We start from the raw sequence: 15,807 nt of genomic DNA on the forward strand, positions 1-15,807 counted from the left end.
GCAACCGCCCTCTCGGAACCGTCCCCGGTCCCACAACTCTCAGGTTGGTCCCGTCTTAAACATCAAAGTCCGAATTGTGGCAGCTAAGTCCCGATGTGAGTGCCTCCCCGCGGGAGGGGAGTCCGCATGGGCTAGGCTCATCGGCATCCCCCCAGGTGGGAGACTTGCGCGAGGCGGTAGCCCCCCGACCCGTGGCAGCAACCTCCCGACGCGAGCACTCACATCAGGAGGTTGCTGCCAATCGGATCCGATTGAGGGGCCTAATGGCAAGAGACTCCCGATATGAGTACTCACTTCGGGAGCCTGCCGCCATGGTCCAAGGCTTGATTGGGTTCCAACTGGGATTGCGCCCCAGGCGTCGGGCCCTCTGTCAGCGGGAGCCTGATATGTGCGTTCACTTCTGGAGTCTCTTGCCAACCGGCTTGCCTGAAAGGGATTCGGCCGGAGCCTCGCGCCATCCCCGGCCGACAAGCGCTCAAGGAAGGGGATGGGGAGTACGGACCGCGTGAGGAGGGGCCGGCTGGGTGAGAGAACGCCCCTCTCCATTCTCAGACCGTCGATTTCCTTCAATGGGTGGCACGGCTTGCAACCCCGGGGAGCGGGTTGCAGATGGGACCACGGGGGCTCGTCCTTATGCACATGCGAGCGACTTGCTGCTAGGGGGAGCCGCTATCGTGTCTCCCATCCCTACCAATTCCTTCTTAGGTGCTCTTCGACGAGCTACAGGTATGTCTTTCCCATCGAGCGCAGGGGCTTTCTCACTGTCGTGTCAGCCCATTCCCGCAGCCCTACCGGGGCTTGATGCCAAGGGGGAATCATCGCGCCCGTTATGACGATATCGCTTCTCCCCCAGCTTGGCGTGTCCGGACGATACAATCGTGTGGACCAACTGCGCTGTGACTGACGGAGAATCGTGGGCAACCACGGGGGAGCGGCGCACGTAACCTACCATGCCGACCGTCTGGGCAAGTCGCACCCGCAGGGAGCGTCTGCCCACGTGTGGCGTCGTTCCCTTGGTGCGAAGGATCGCTTCGAAGGGAGCTCGCATGCAGGACCTGGCACAGCTACTGAGGGAGAACCCGTACCCGGGCCGCGGAATCGTGGTGGGCGCGGGGCGCGTGTACTACTGGATCATGGGTCGCAGCTCCAACAGCCGCAACCGTGTGTTTGTCACGACGGACGACGGCATTCAGACCCAGGCTCACGACCCCAGCAAGCTGGAGGACCCCAGCCTCATCATCTACCATCCCGTTCGCACCATGGGCGATGACCTCGTGGTGACCAATGGCGACCAGACCGACACCATCGTGCAGGCCGGCGACTTCCGCGATGGTTGCATGGCGCGCGTGTACGAGCCCGACGCCCCCAACTACACCCCCCGCATCAGCTCCATCATCCACCCCGACGGCAGCTTCGAGCTCTCCATCCTCAAGCGCCAGGACGGTCGTTGCCTGCGTGAGTTCTTCGCATACGAGGGCGCGGACGAGGGCTGCGGCTACTTCATCAGCACCTACCAGGGCGACGGGAACCCGCTTCCCTCCTTCGCCGGCGAGCCCATCCCGGTGACCGTCCCCGATCCGGACGAGGTGTGGTCCGCCCTTAACCAGGACAACAAGGTGAGCCTCTACGCCAACGTGGCGGGCAAGGTGAAGCTCTACAACAAGAACCTCGGCGACTAGGCAAGGGAGAGGAACTGGCATGAACTCGCTCGAACTCAAGTATGGCTGCAACCCCAATCAGAAGCCCGCGCGCATCTTCATGAAGGATGGGTCGGACCTGCCGGTGGAGGTCCTGAGCGGCAAGCCCGGCTACATCAACTTCCTGGACGCGCTCAACTCCTGGCAGCTGGTGAAGGAGCTCAAGGAGGCGACCGGCCTTCCCGCGGCGGCGTCCTTCAAGCACGTGAGCCCCGCCGGGGCCGCGGTGGGGCTGCCCCTCTCCGATGTGGACCGCCAGATCTACTTCGTGAAGGACGACCTTGAGGATCCCAGCCCCATCGCCTGCGCCTACATCAGGGCTCGCGGCGCCGACCGCCTCTCGTCCTACGGCGACTGGGCCGCGCTCTCCGACACCTGCGACGCCGACGTGGCCCGCTACCTCAAGGGGGAGGTCTCTGACGGCATCATCGCTCCCGACTTCACCCCGGAGGCGCTGCAGATCCTCTCTGCCAAGAAGGGCGGCCGCTACAACGTGGTGAAGATCGACCCCACCTATGTCCCCGCCGAGAAGGAGTGCAAGGACGTCTTTGGCATCACCTTTGAGCAGGGGCACAACTTCTACAAGATCGACGAGGACCAGCTCCAGAACGTGGTCACCAGCAACAAGGTGTTTCCGGAGGACGCCAAGCGCGACCTCATCGTGGCGCTGATTGCCCTCAAGTACACGCAGTCCAACTCCGTCGCCTACGCAAAGGGCGGCCAGACCATCGGCGTGGGCGCCGGCCAGCAGAGCCGCATCCACTGCACGAGGCTTGCCGGCAACAAGGCCGACACCTGGTTCCTTCGCCAGCATCCCAAGGTGCTCTCGCTGCCCTTCGTGGACGGCATCCGTCGCGCAAACCGTGACAACGCCATTGACGTCTACATCTCGGAGGAGCACGACGACGTGCTGCGCGACGGCGAGTGGCAGAAGTGGTTCAAGGAGCGTCCCGAGGTTCTGACCATGGACGAGAAGAAGGCCTGGATCGCCACCCAGATGGGCGTGGCGCTGGGCTCCGACGCCTTCTTCCCCTTTGGCGACAACGTGGAGCGCGCGCACAAGTCTGGCGTCAGCTACATCGCCGAGCCGGGTGGCTCCATCCGCGACGACAACGTGATCGAGACCGCCGACAAGTACGGCATGGTCATGGCGTTTACGGGGATGAGGCTGTTCCACCACTAAGGGGTAGGGGAGAGGAGTGGGGATTCTTTCTCCCATCCCATCCCGCTGGCAGTCACGTCTCAAGAGACAAAGCGAGGCCGGTCGTCATCCCTGACGGCCGGCCTCGTGTGTGATGCCCCCAACGAACGGACGCGCCGCCTGGGGCGGCTGCTACATCCTTGGCTTTAACTCCGTGGGGCAGGTGATGATGTTGTCAGACGGCCCGCGGTTTCCGGTCACCTTGTGAGCGACGCCCACGATGAGTGCGACGACGCCGATGAAGGCGGCGAGCATGAGTGCGAACCCTAGGAAGACACTCCAGACGAACAGGGGACTAGATACGGCGGCAGACGTAACCATAGGCGCTCCTCTCACATCACGTGACAACTAATTTCAATGAGTAATATACCCACTTCTGCGTAATGTTTCAATATGATTTCTCACCGAATATTGCCAGCTAAACGCCTTACAAATGCGGCCGGTACAGGATAACAAAAATTGCCTGTATTCCAAATTACGATTAAAACGGAAATAAAATGCATCAACTAAGGCGAATTCTCATCGCATGACGGCGTTTGCCCTGCATGTACGCATCCGCACACATCAGAAGATGGATGTTCGCGAAACACAAATGCACACACTCCCGTTTCACGCCGCACAACATCCCGAATCACTCCCGTAACCGTCCGGGCGGAGAATCGGCGGTGCGAGAGGCGATGGGGCCTCCGTCGTCGAGAGGAGCGAGCGGTGGCAGACGGTGTCGATTCTCTGATGTACGAGTTTGGTGCGGGGAAGTCCGCCATCAGGACGGTCTTCGAGGAGACCTGCGCGCTGCGCGAGCAGGGACGCACCGACTTCTGGGACTTCTCGATCGGCAATCCGTACGTTCCCGCGCCGCCCAAGGTCAACGAGACAATACGAGAGGTCCTGGGCCAGTACGCCCCCATCGACCTCCACGGGTATCCCCCCAACAACGGGTGGCCAGCCACCAGGGCGGCGGTCGCCAAGAACCTCAACGAGCGCTTCTCCACCAACTACTCCATGGGCGACGTGGTGATGACGGGGGGGTGTGCCGGAGCAATCACGGCAACCATCTGCGCGCTCACGACCGCGGGGGAGGACATCATTGTCATCACCCCGTACTTCCCTGAGTACCGCATGTACATCCAGGCCTGGAAGTGCAAGTGCATCGAGGTCCCTTCGGAGCCGGAGACGTTTCAGCTGGACATCGACGCAATCAAGAAGGCAATCACCCCCTGCACGCGCATGGTGATCGTGAACACGCCCAACAACCCCACTGGCGCCGTGTATTCGGAGGAGAGCCTCCGCGCACTGGGAGACGTCCTGCGCGAGGCCTCCAAGCGCTACCAGAAGACCATCTACCTGCTGTCCGACGAGCCGTATCGCGAGATCTGCTACGACGGCGCCCAGAACCCCTGGGTCGCTGACTGCTACGAGAACACCATCGTGTGCTACTCGTGGTCCAAGTCGCTCTCGCTCCCCGGCGAGCGCGTGGGTTACGCGCTGGTGCCGCCCACGGTCACCAACCACTCCATGGTGTACGATGCCCTCCTCGGTGCGCAGCGTGCGGTCAATACCATCACCAACAGCCTGTTCACCCGCGTCATCGAGCGCTGCGTGGACCTGCCCGCGCCGGTGGAAGAGTACGAGCGCAAGCGCAAGATCATCTACGAGGGGCTTAAAGAAATTGGCTACGAGGTGGTGCGGCCGCAGGGCGCGTTCTACCTGTGGCTCAAGTGCCTGGAGGAGGACGACCACAGCTTCTGCAGGCGTGCCGCGGCGGAGCAGCACCTGTTTCTGGTCGAGTCGACCGACTTCGGGTGCTCAGGCTGGGCAAGGATTTCGTACGCGTGCAGCGACGAGACCCTCTCCACCTCGCTCCCGGCATTCAAGAGGCTCTTTGACTCGTATGGTGGCTACCAGTGGTAAGTGTCCCGCTGGCCGAGCATTCCGTCCAAGCGGCGCACTTCCGATGAACGGGCGCGTGTCTCCCCTTTTGTTGGGTACGAACATCCAAGGATGGGGTCGCAAGGGCGACCCTGCCTCGTCCAAAGGGGGACATCGTGTGCACGAGCATTCGCTTTAACGACAAGAGCGGTCACATGTACCTGGGCAGGAACCTCGATTGGAGCTGCGGGTACGGCGAGAGGGTCGTGGTGACCCCTAGGGGCTTCAAGCCGGCCTCCCCGTTTGGAGTGACCCCCGAGGTCAAGCACGCCATCATCGGCATGGGCATCGTGGAGGAGGGCCAGCCCCTCTACTTTGACTGCGGCAACGAGTGCGGCCTCGCCGTCGCCGGACTCAACTTCCCGGGCTACGCGGTGTACGAGAAGGACGCGGTCGACGGCAAGACCAACGTCTCGTCCTGGGAGTTCCCGCTGTGGGTGTGCGCCAACTTCTCCGACATCAACGAGGTCGAGGACGCCCTTGACAACGTTGCCGTTGTCGACCGCCCCGTGACCGACAAGTATCCCACCTCGCTCCTGCACTGGATCATCGGAGACGAGCAGCGCTCCATCGTGGTCGAGTATCGCGAGGATGGCATGCACGTGTTCCACGACGATGTGGACGTTCTGGCGAACCAGCCCGGCTTTGGCTGGCACACCGAGAACCTGCGCAACTACATCAACGTCAGCAGCGACTTCCCCGAGGGCGAGGGCTCCATGGGTACCCCGCTCAAGCCGTTTGGCAGCGGCTCGTGCCAGCGTGGCCTCCCCGGTGACTACTATTCCACCTCGCGCTTCGTCCGCGCAGCCTACGTCAACGCCAACTACCCGGCGCAGGATACCGAGGAGGACAACGTCAGCCGCATGTTCCACTCCCTGCAGCAGGTTGCCATGGTGGACGGCTGCGCGCGCATGGGCGACGGTGCCTTCGAGAAGACGGTGTACACCGGTTGCTTCTCCAGCCGCACCAACTCCTACTACTTCAACACCTACGACGACCAGACGGTTCATGCCTACCACCTCGCGGACTATCCGCAGGAGGGCACCGAGCCCATCGTCGCCTAGGGGGCGCGAGCCATCCGCAGGGGGGCAGCGAACCTACCGTCGCGGTGCGGGTCTCAGGCAGTTGTCATCTTGGGCCGAGGCATGCAGCCTCGGCCCATTTTGCGGGACTGGCACTCGCCACGGCTGTTCCGAGGGAATTCGCTCGGCCGGCGTTGACCGACAGTTCCCGACCCGCATGTGCTCGGTATTCCTAATGCTGCCTTCGCACTCGGTCGCCCGGCGACTGTCGAGAGCCAGAGAAGGGGAGAGACGCACGCAAAGCGAGAAGCTCCGACCTCGGGGGAGGGGGCGTGTTCCCCTTGGGTATTCGGCGACGGCGTCTGGCTTCCGCGATGTCCGGCCACCGGGTTCCGAGCTACAGCAAACGCGACGGGGAACCAATGGCCTAAGAATGGGACGGGCCGTCCACCGTTAGGGTCAGCTGGCTCATACGCGTGCGCCTGCCACTGCCCCCTCTCACTTCTTGCCAGATGGCAGCAAACTCCCGACGTGAGTGCTCACATCCGTCGTCTGCCGCCAGGGAGATGACCCCCAGGGCCGAGTGCCCCAGTTGGTCATTCATCAATGTTTCAACCATGACAGCTACTTCCCGATGCGAGCGCTCACATCCGTCTCCCGCTGCCATTGACGGGAACGGCTCGGCGAGGGAGGTGGCGGCAAAACGTCGGCGTGATCGCGCGGAGTCCCCCGGGTGGCGGGGGGGGGTGGCGTTGCCCTGCCCAGCCCCCTTGCCGGCCCCAGTCCCTCGCCGTTTCTTACACCACTTCTGTGCGCACTACCCACAGAAGTGGTCCGCTTCCCGAGGACGTGCCGCCGTGATACCCCCCGTCAAAAGTCTCTCTTCTTTGAGCCCCTATGTGGATGCTCACCAGCTGTGTGAACAGCGGGCCCTCGCATCTATGTAAGCAAGGTCTCCGATGCCTGAGGAGGGGAGAAGCACTATCCGCTGATTGCCGCGTTACTCCATGGTGTGGGACTCGAACACGGGGTCGTCGCGCCAGAGTACGACCTCGCCCGCCTGAAGCGATGCCGGGACGTCGATCAGGCGCTGGTTTGCCGAGCCCCTGAAGCGCAGGGTGATGTCCTTCTCGCCTTCGATGAACGGGCCGTCCACCAGAACGTCGAGACACGAGAGGATGCGTGGGGTCGCCTCGGTGACGGGAGAGCTGGTGTAGGGTGCCTCGACCGGCACCTCGCCCCTCAGCTCCTCCCATGTGAAGCCGGAGTACAGCCACACGTTCTTCTCGGGAAAGCGCTCGTGCACACGCTCCAGGAAGTTTGCCAGCGGTCCCTGATTCTCGCGCTCCATGGGCTCGCCGCCCAGCACGCTGAGCCCGTCCACATAGGGGTGGTCCAGGCTCTGGAGCAGCTGCTCCTCTACCTGCGGCGTGAAGGGCTCTCCCGCCGCAAAGTCGGCGGCAATCTGGTTGAAGCAGAACGGGCAGTGCCGCCTGCATCCAGACACAAATAGCGTGGTGCGCACGCCCACGCCGTTCGCGATGTCGCAGTACTTGATGTTGGAGTAGTTCATGGGCGCCCTTCCGATTGACGGCTTCCCATTCTAACAAGCGCCCCGGACGGAAGGCGCGAGGCTTCGTGCCCACGGTGTGACACCACGGGGGGCACGCCAGGGGCGTGGCCCCAGAAGGGGAGAGATGCGTTGCTACGACTCGCGGAGCCGCCGCTCCAGGCGCTTGCCGACCGCCACCAGGGCCATAACGATGAGGTAGTAGACCACCGCCACCACGAGGAACGGCTCGAAGGCGCGATAGGTCAGGGCCTGCACGCTCTGGGCGGCGCGCATCATGTCCATGAGGCCGATGGTCGCCACGAGCGAGGAGCTCTTGAGCACCGTGATGACCTCGTTCATCAGGGCGGGCACCACCGAGCGGAGCGCCTGGGGGATGATGATACGGGCCATCATCGTGGTATACGAGAGCCCCAGGGCGCGCGCGGCATCGTACTGCCCGCGGTCCACGCCCTCGATGCCGCCGCGGAGCGTCTCGGACACCGTTGCCGACCCGTTGAGCCCCAGCGTGAGCACCGAGGCGGTGAACATCGAAATCTTGTATCCCGTGAGCTGCGGCGTGGCGAAGTAGGCGATGAACAGGAGAACGATCAGGGGGACGCCGCGAAAGATCGAGGTGTAGAAGTCCAGAACCGCGCGCAACGGCCGACAGGGGAGCACCTTGAGCACGGCGATGACCGCCCCCAGGGCAAACGCGAGCACCAGGGCGGCCCCCGTCACCTCGAGGGTGACGAGGAGGCCGCTCCAGAACAGCGACTCATAGGGGACTACGACCGAGAAGTCCATCTCCGCCGGCTACTGGGCGCTGCTGTCCGCGGCGTCGCCCACGGTGGAGCTACCCGCCGCGGAGGTGTCGCCGCCCCACTCGAAGTCCTTGCCCACATACTTGCCAATGAACTTGTCGATGGTGCCGTCCTCCAGCATCTGGCCAATGCACTCGTCAAACGCGGAGATGAACGAGGCGCCCTTGACCGCCATGACGCGATAGACGCCCACGTAGTCGCTGGTCTCGCTGCGGTCGAGAAGGCCCAGGGTCAGCTTGTCGTTGGCCTTCTGCATGGACACGCCCTCGGCGCCGTCGCACACGTAGGCGTCGATGCGTCCGGCAAGGACCTCCTGCAGGCACTGGTTGCCGTCGTCATAGGTGTGGACGTCCGCGTTAGGCAGCACCGAGGTCACGAACTTGTTCTGGACGGTGCCCGTGGTGCAGGCGATGCTCTTGCCCTTAAGCCCGTCGACGCTCGTGACCTTGTCCCCCTGCGTCAGCACGCCCACAAGCGGCTGGTAGTATCCGCGGGTGAAGTCGTAGGTCTTCTCACGCTCCTCGTTGGACGACATGGCCATGGTGAAGTCCTTGTCGTTACCCTGAACCGAGGCCAGGGTTGCGGCAAACTTCTGGGCCTCGAACTCGTAGGAGAAGCCAAGGCGCTTTGCCATCTCGTCCGCCACCGCGATGTCCAGGCCAACGACCTTTTGGGAGCCGCCCGTCTCGTCGATGTAACGGTAGGGCGCAAAGGCGTCGTCACCCACAAAGGTGAGCTTCTGGCCCGAGAGCGCGCCGCCGGCGGAGGAGTCGGAGGAGTCTGCCGTCCCGGTCCCCGCGGAGGTGGCGGAGGCCCCGCCATTGGACCCGCATCCCGAGAGGAACAGCGGGGTGAGAACCGCCCCGGCCGCCATCAGGCCAAGGAATCCCCTGCGGTCGATCGACTTGCTGAAATGGCTCGCGTCGCGCGTCGCGTCCGCGACGCTGTTGTCCCTGGTGTCCGTATGAATTCCCCCAAAAGCCAACTGATCCAATATGCTGCGCACCATTGTATAGTACTTAAATCCCATCAAACGAATGGGAATTTGGCTGGTAACGAACTCGACTCGGATTGGACTGCAAGGTCTTTGGTCTCGCCCCACGCGCTGCCTCGATGGCGTATGTTGTCTGGGATACGACGGAGGGAGGACCCATGCGGGTCACGCACATATACCACAGCGGCTTCGCGGTTGAGCTCAAGGGCTGCAACCTGCTGTTTGACTGGTACACCGGGGAGCTGCCACCGCTGAGGAGGGACGTCCCGCTCGTGGTGTTCGTCTCACACGAGCATTCGGACCACTATGGCCGCTGCATCTGGAGGCTGCCCAACTCGTTTTCCGACGTCCGCTACGTGGTGGACCGCGCGGTGGCGGAGCAGGCGCCGCAGGGCAGGGACGTGCTGCCGGTCGAGCCGGAAGGCGACTATTGCATAGGCCTCGGAACCGATGCAGGTACGATGGAGGTCCGGACGCTCGAGTCCAACGACGAGGGCGTGGCCTTTTTGGTGCGCGCGTGCGGCAGGACGGTCTACTTCTCGGGCGATCTCAACGTTTGGTGGTGGAACCGTCCCAAGGCGCAGAACGAGGCATCGGAGAGGTTCTTCCGCGGCGAGCTGGAGCGCATCGCCAATGCCGACGTCGACGCCGCGTTCGTGCCCCTGGACCCAAGGCTCGAGGACCCCGTTGCCGGCATTGCGGCGTACATGGACGTCGTGGGTGCGCGCGACGTGTTTCCCATGCACTACTGGCACGATGCGGAGGACGCCCAGGAGTGCCTGTCTGATCCCCGCCTTGTCCCCTATGCGGCGCGGCTCCACTTTGAGGACGTGTGCGAGCTGCCGGAGTAGGTCCGGGCAGGGGAGACCCGCGCGCGTGCCGTCCGCAAGTCATCTGCACGCGAGAGGGGCGGGGCGTCCCGATTGGGAGCGCCCCGCCCCTGCTGTTGCGGGCTGGAGCCCGTGTCGCACTATTACTCGGGTTGCGCAGGGTCTCGTAGCAGAGCTTTGCCAGCGCCATGCCCGCGCGGGTGATGCCAGTGCCCTCGAGGCTGGGCGACTCGGTGCGCAGGGACGCGCGGCCTCGAAGTAGGTGCCCAGCGCGTCTCCCATGCCCGCGACCAGGAAGCGAACGGGTGCGTTGGCGATTACCTGCGAGTCGATCATCACGGCGTCGGGGCTGGTGGGATCCAACCTGTTGGGAAGCCAACGCGATGGGCCCGCCCGTCTTCCCCAGTGGGGTTCAAATATCGAACAAACTAACATAAATATGCAAAAACGATACGTCTGGTGTGCAAATGTTGCAGATTCGTTTATTTGCAGCCATGCGTAATGCGAAACCCATATACTTGCCCAGACCTTTAACGCGGTACGAGATACCGAGAAGGCTTGCATAGCGCTTGTCGTCGGGCACTGGTCCGGCCTCTCGGGAGCACGCGCCCTGGGCGCGGGGCTCCCCTTTTTTGGACCGTGGACGGCGAGGGCGCGGAAAGGCGGGTGGTGCAGTGAACCTGTTGGTCAACACGGAGGGCTGCCGGGAGGCCCTCATCGCGCTGGAGGACGGGACCGTCCTTCGCGGGCGTGGGTTTGGGGCCCCGGGCGAGGCCTTTGGCGAAATCGTCTTCAACACGTCCATGGTGGGATACCAAGAGATTGTGACCGACCCCTCGTATGCGGGACAGATCGTGACCTTCACCTATCCCCAGCTGGGCAACTACGGCATCACATCGACGGATGCCCAGTCCGAGCGTCCCCGTCTGAGGGGCGTCGTGGCGCATGACGTGTGCCGCACCCCCAGCAACTGGCAGTGCGTGCAGAGCCTGCCCGACTACATCGCCCAAAGCGGCGTCGTGGGGATAGAGGACGTGGACACCCGGGCCCTCACCCTGCGCATTCGGGAGGCGGGCGCCATGCGGGCGGCGATCTCGACCGTCGACCTCGACCCCAAGAGCCTTCTTTCCCGCGTGCGCTCGTCCGCCGGCATCGGCGACCACAACTATGTGGCGGACGTCTCGTGCGACGGGCCACGCGTGGTCCACGCCAGGGGAGAGGAACGCCACCACGTGGTCGCCTACGACTGCGGGATGAAGGAGGGCATAGTCGAGCACCTGGCCCAGGCGGGATGTGAGGTGACGGTCGTCCCCTGGGACACGCCCGCCGAGGACGCCCTCGCACTGCATCCCGACGGGGTGTTCTTCTCCAATGGGCCCGGTGACCCCACGTCAGTTCCCCACGTTCCCGACGCCGTGCGCACCGTGCTCGGCAAGCTTCCCGTCTTTGGCATCTGCCTGGGAAACCAGATGATTGCCCTTGCGGCGGGCGGCTCAATACAGAAGCTGCCGTACGGGCACCATGGCGGCAACGAGCCGGTGATGAACCTCCTCACGGGACGGGTTGAGGTCACCGCCCAGAACCACAACTACGGTGTGGTGTTCCCCAGCCTCGGGCGCCTGGTGCCCGAGCTCTCCGGTGGCGTGGCGGAGCACCCGGCAGACGGCGACCTGCGCGCCTGGAGCCGCGCGCGCATCGCCCCCGTGGTGCGCAACGAGCGCTACGGGCGCATCCGCCTGACGCACGTCAACCTCAACGACGGGACCCCCGAGGGCCTGCAGTTCCTGGACGTACCCGCCTTCGCGGTGCAGTACCACCCCGAGGCGCGGCCGGGGCCAAACGACTCGGCGTACCTGTTCGAGTCGTTCGCGCGCCTGATGGACGGCCGCGACGACTACCTTGCCATCGACGTGCGAGAGGGAAGGTGCCGCTAGATGCCCAGGCGCGACGACATTAAGAAGATCCTCATCATCGGCTCCGGCCCCATCGTTATTGGTCAGGCCTGCGAGTTTGACTACTCGGGCACGCAGGCGTGCAAGGCGCTGCGCGAGCACGGCTATCAGGTGGTCCTGGTCAACTCCAATCCCGCGACCATCATGACCGACCCCCAGACCGCCGACCGCACCTACGTGGAGCCCATCACGCCAGAGTCGGTCGCCAAGGTGATCCGCAAGGAGAGGCCCGACGCCCTTCTCCCTAACATGGGCGGACAGACGGCCCTCAACTGTGCCGTCGCCCTGGCGAAGAGCGGCGTGCTCGAGGAGTGCGGGGTGGAGGTCATTGGCTGCGACATTGAGTCCATCCGCACGGGAGAGGACCGCGAGCTCTTTGCCCAGGCCATGCGCGACATCGGCCTCGAGGTCGCCCGTTCCGGGACGGCCCACACGCTGGACGAGTGCGAGCGCATCGCGGACCAGATTGGCTACCCCGTGGTGGTGCGACCGGCGTTCACGCTGGGCGGTGCCGGCGGCGGCATGGCCTACACCCACGACGACCTGGTACGCATTGCCCGCGAGGGTCTGGCCCTCTCCGCCAACTCGGAGGTCCTGGTCGAGCAGAGCCTGGAGGGGTGGAAGAAGATAGAGATGGAGGTCATGCGCGACTCCGCCGGCAACGGGATCGTGGTGTGCTCCATCGAGAACCTGGACCCCATGGGAGTTCACACGGGTGACTCCATCACGGTGGCGCCGTGCCAGACGCTCAGCGACCGCGAGATGCAGCGGCTGCGCGACTACTCCCTCGCGGTGCTCGAGCGCGTGGGCGTGGCCTGCGGTGGCTCCAACGTGCAGTTTGCGGTCAACCCGAGCGACGGCCGCGTCATCGTGATCGAGATGAACCCGCGCGTGTCGCGCTCCTCGGCACTCGCGTCCAAGGCCACGGGCTTCCCCATCGCCAAGGAGGCGGCGCTCCTCTCCGTGGGCTACACCCTGGACGAGATAACCAACGACATCACCCAGGCGACCCCCGCCTGCTTCGAGCCCTCCATCGACTACTGCGTGGTCAAGATCCCGCGGTTCGCGTTCGAGAAGTTCGAGGGCACGGACACCACCCTCACCACCCGCATGAAGGCGGTGGGCGAGGTCATGGCCATGGGGGCCACCTTTGAGGAGGCCCTGCAGAAGGCGCTCCGCTCCCTGGAGAGGGGCCATGCCGGACTGGGGGCGGACGGCAACGACGACTTTGACGAGGAGCACTTTGAGCAGCGCGTTGCCACACCAACCCCCGAGCGCATCCTATACGTGGCAGAGGCGCTTCGACGCGGATGGGGCGTGGGGCGGGTGCACGAGCTCACGCACATAGACCCCTGGTTCCTCTCGCGCATCGCCGACATCGTCGCCGCCGAGGGTTCGATCAGGCGGTTGGGGCTCTCGGGCCTGGATCACGACCACATGCTCGCCGCCAAGCAGATGGGCTTTTCGGATGCCCAGATCGCCTGGCTCACGGGCTCGCGCGAGGACGTGGTGCGCGCCGTGCGCGAGGTGGTGGGCGTGCGGCCCCTCGTCAAGACCGTGGACACCTGCGCCGGAGAGTTCGCCGCCAGGACCAGCTACCACTACCTCGCCTACGAGCGCGGCGACGCCACCGAGTTCAGGCAGGCGGACAAGCCGCGCGTGGTGATCCTCTCCGCCGGGCCAAACCGCATTGGCCAGGGCATCGAGTTCGACTACTGCTGCGTGCACGCCGCCTACGCGCTTGAGGCCAAGGGGTACGAGACGGTCATGGTCAACTGCAACCCCGAGACCGTCTCCACCGACTACGACACCTCCGACCGCCTGTACTTCGAGCCCCTGACCTTCGAGGACGTCATGAACGTGATCGAGGTCGAGCGGCCCGTGGGCGTCATCGTGACGCTGGGCGGTCAGACCCCCATCAACCTCGCCGGCAGGCTTCGCGACGCGGGGGTGCCCATCATGGGGACGCAGCCCGACGCCATCGACCTCGCCGAGGACCGCGACCGCTTTGCCAGCCTGCTCGACCGGCTGGGGGTGGCGTACCCGCCCTCGTCCACGGCCGAGACGGTCAAGGACGCCCGTGCCGTGGCCCGTCGCGTTGGCTATCCGCTGATCGTGCGTCCCAGCTACGTGCTGGGGGGCAGGGGCATGGCGATCGTGTACGACGACGAGGGCCTGGCCAAGTACATGTCCGCGGCCACGCGCGTCTCGCCCGACCACCCCGTCTACCTCGACTCGTTCCTCGAGGACGCCATCGAGCTGGACGTGGATGCCCTCTGCGACGGTAGCGAGTGCTACGTGGGATCCGTGCTGGAGCACATCGAGGAGTGCGGGGTGCACTCCGGCGACTCGGCGTGCTGCTGGCCGCCCTTCTCCCTCTCGGACGCCATCGTGGGACGCATCCGCGACATCACGCGTCGGCTCGCACTCGCCTGCCACATCAAGGGGCTGCTCAACATACAGTTTGCCGTGAGGGACGAGCAGGTCTTCGTCATCGAGCTCAACCCGCGCGCGAGCAGGACCGTGCCGTTCTCGTCCAAGGCAACGGGCGTGCCCCTGGCCCGCATGGCGGCGCGCATCATGGCGGGGGAGACGATCGCCGACCTGTGCCTGCCGCCCGAGGACCGTGAGGTGGACTACTACGCCGTGAAGGAGGCGGTCATGCCCTGGAGCCGCTTCCCGGGGGCGGACGTCACCGTGGGTCCCGAGATGAAGTCGACGGGCGAGGTCATGGGCATCGACACGACCTTCCCCAAGGCATATGCCAAGACCCGCGAGGCAATCTCGTATCGCATCCCCATGGAGGGGACCGTCTTCGTGTCGGTCTGCGACGCCGACAAGCGCTCCATCGCGCCAGTGGCCCTCTCGCTCTCCAACCTGGGGTACGACCTGGTGGCGACGCCGGGAACGGCCAAGACGCTTCGTGCGGCGGGAATCCCGTGCCAGGTCGTCAGGCCCATACGAGAGGGAAGACCCAACGTCCTCGACATGATGACCGCCGGCCAGATCGCTTTCATGATCAACACTCCCAAGGGTGGCAGCACAAGGGGAGACGGGATCCTCATCAGGAGCGCCGCCGTCAACCGGGGCATCGACATGGCCACGACCATGTCGGGGGCCACGGCGCTCATCCAGGCGATAGCGGCGCTCAGGAAGGGACCGCTGGACGTGTACGCGCTGCAGGATTTGTAGGGTCAATTCGGGTTTCTGCATCGGATGCGCAAGGTTCGCTTTGGGCTTGGTCCCAATGGGCTAAGCCCTCTGCCGTATGAGGCCTCATCGGGACGGAGTAAGGGCAGCCACGGTCCGGCGGGTCAGGGGCGATGCCGTGGCGGACGCATGGACATGGGGCAAGTTCGAGAAATGTAAATTCAGCTCCCTAAAAATGCATATTGAGATATATCGTCAGGAAATCATGAACGTTACGGAAAGGTTGTGAAGCATGAGCTAAATTGTTGATATTATAAACAATAATCGAATCATCAACAAACGTGAGACATAGTCAGATGCCATCAGAGTAGATAAAGCACTCTTTGTACCAGCTTAATCTAGGTGCTACTTGGACGAGAGGGAAAGAGAATTCCCCAAACATGCTTTGCAAGATGACGTTGCAGTACTTTTGCGTGACAATTGTGGCTTAACTTATAGTAATTATTCCAATACAATCTCATATCCAATAATTAGCAAATATTTTCCAAACGCAGAATTTCACGACACAACCATCACAACGAGAAAACCGTGAGCGGTAGAAAAATTTCCGCAGAGGGAATTCCTATGCCGTCAGACCAGTTAAACGCGCCATTCGCCTT

General features: G+C 63.8%; 11 protein-coding genes and 1 riboswitch. Of the genes, 7 read left to right on the top strand and 4 right to left on the bottom strand.

Annotated elements, in window-relative coordinates; genetic code table 11:
- Positions 1-886: 886 nt before the first annotated feature.
- A riboswitch (ZMP/ZTP riboswitch) is annotated at positions 887-974 on the top strand.
- Between the two features lie 72 nt (positions 975-1,046).
- Both FYJ68_RS02150 and FYJ68_RS02155 read left to right on the top strand, forming a co-directional pair.
- Positions 1,047-1,679 (top strand): IMP cyclohydrolase, encoded by a 633-nt coding sequence (locus tag FYJ68_RS02150; RefSeq protein WP_154433653.1) that lies wholly within the window; start codon positions 1,047-1,049, stop codon positions 1,677-1,679.
- A gap of 19 nt (positions 1,680-1,698) precedes the next feature.
- Positions 1,699-2,880 (top strand): phosphoribosylaminoimidazolecarboxamide formyltransferase, encoded by a 1,182-nt coding sequence (locus FYJ68_RS02155; RefSeq protein ID WP_154433654.1) that lies wholly within the window; start codon positions 1,699-1,701, stop codon positions 2,878-2,880.
- Between the two features lie 150 nt (positions 2,881-3,030).
- Here the strand turns inward: FYJ68_RS02155 and FYJ68_RS02160 are convergent, their stop codons facing one another.
- Positions 3,031-3,219, bottom strand: a complete 189-nt coding sequence (locus FYJ68_RS02160; protein ID WP_154433655.1) for a hypothetical protein — start codon at positions 3,217-3,219, stop codon at positions 3,031-3,033.
- A 387-nt stretch (positions 3,220-3,606) separates the two neighbouring features.
- Here FYJ68_RS02160 and FYJ68_RS02165 point away from each other — a divergent pair, with 387 nt between their 5' ends.
- Both FYJ68_RS02165 and bsh read left to right on the top strand, forming a co-directional pair.
- A complete protein-coding gene (locus FYJ68_RS02165) occupies positions 3,607-4,809 on the top strand; it encodes a pyridoxal phosphate-dependent aminotransferase (protein WP_326832161.1) in 1,203 nt (400 codons plus the stop codon).
- A gap of 134 nt (positions 4,810-4,943) precedes the next feature.
- Entirely contained in the window at positions 4,944-5,891 is a 948-nt protein-coding gene (gene bsh, locus FYJ68_RS02170) for a choloylglycine hydrolase (RefSeq protein ID WP_326832162.1), read from the top strand.
- A 958-nt stretch (positions 5,892-6,849) separates the two neighbouring features.
- Here the strand turns inward: bsh and nrdG are convergent.
- The 3 genes from nrdG to FYJ68_RS02185 all read right to left on the bottom strand — a co-directional run bounded on the left by nrdG (position 6,850) and on the right by FYJ68_RS02185 (position 9,216).
- Entirely contained in the window at positions 6,850-7,422 is a 573-nt protein-coding gene (nrdG, locus tag FYJ68_RS02175; protein ID WP_154433656.1) for an anaerobic ribonucleoside-triphosphate reductase activating protein, read from the bottom strand.
- Between the two features lie 132 nt (positions 7,423-7,554).
- Positions 7,555-8,205, bottom strand: coding sequence for an amino acid ABC transporter permease (locus FYJ68_RS02180; RefSeq protein ID WP_154433657.1), 651 nt, complete (start codon positions 8,203-8,205; stop codon positions 7,555-7,557).
- 9 nt (positions 8,206-8,214) lie between these two features.
- Positions 8,215-9,216: a substrate-binding periplasmic protein gene (locus FYJ68_RS02185; RefSeq protein WP_195837680.1), complete on the bottom strand. Its 1,002-nt coding sequence runs from the start codon at positions 9,214-9,216 to the stop codon at positions 8,215-8,217.
- A 158-nt stretch (positions 9,217-9,374) separates the two neighbouring features.
- On the opposite strand from FYJ68_RS02185, the gene FYJ68_RS02190 reads away from it, so the two are divergent.
- The 3 genes from FYJ68_RS02190 (at position 9,375) to carB (ending at position 15,190) form a co-directional block, all read left to right on the top strand.
- Complete coding sequence (locus tag FYJ68_RS02190; protein WP_154433659.1) at positions 9,375-10,067, top strand: MBL fold metallo-hydrolase; 693 nt, start codon at positions 9,375-9,377, stop codon at positions 10,065-10,067.
- Positions 10,068-10,720: 653 nt separating this feature from the next.
- Positions 10,721-11,980 carry a glutamine-hydrolyzing carbamoyl-phosphate synthase small subunit gene (gene carA / locus FYJ68_RS02200; protein WP_326832163.1) on the top strand — a complete coding sequence of 420 codons (1,260 nt, stop codon included), beginning with the start codon at positions 10,721-10,723 and terminating at the stop codon, positions 11,978-11,980.
- Complete coding sequence (gene carB, locus FYJ68_RS02205) at positions 11,981-15,190, top strand: carbamoyl-phosphate synthase large subunit (protein ID WP_154433660.1); 3,210 nt, start codon at positions 11,981-11,983, stop codon at positions 15,188-15,190.
- The last annotated feature ends 617 nt before the right edge of the window (positions 15,191-15,807 follow it).

The organism is Olsenella porci, assembly GCF_009695875.1.
GTDB lineage: Bacteria > Actinomycetota > Coriobacteriia > Coriobacteriales > Atopobiaceae > Olsenella_H > Olsenella_H porci.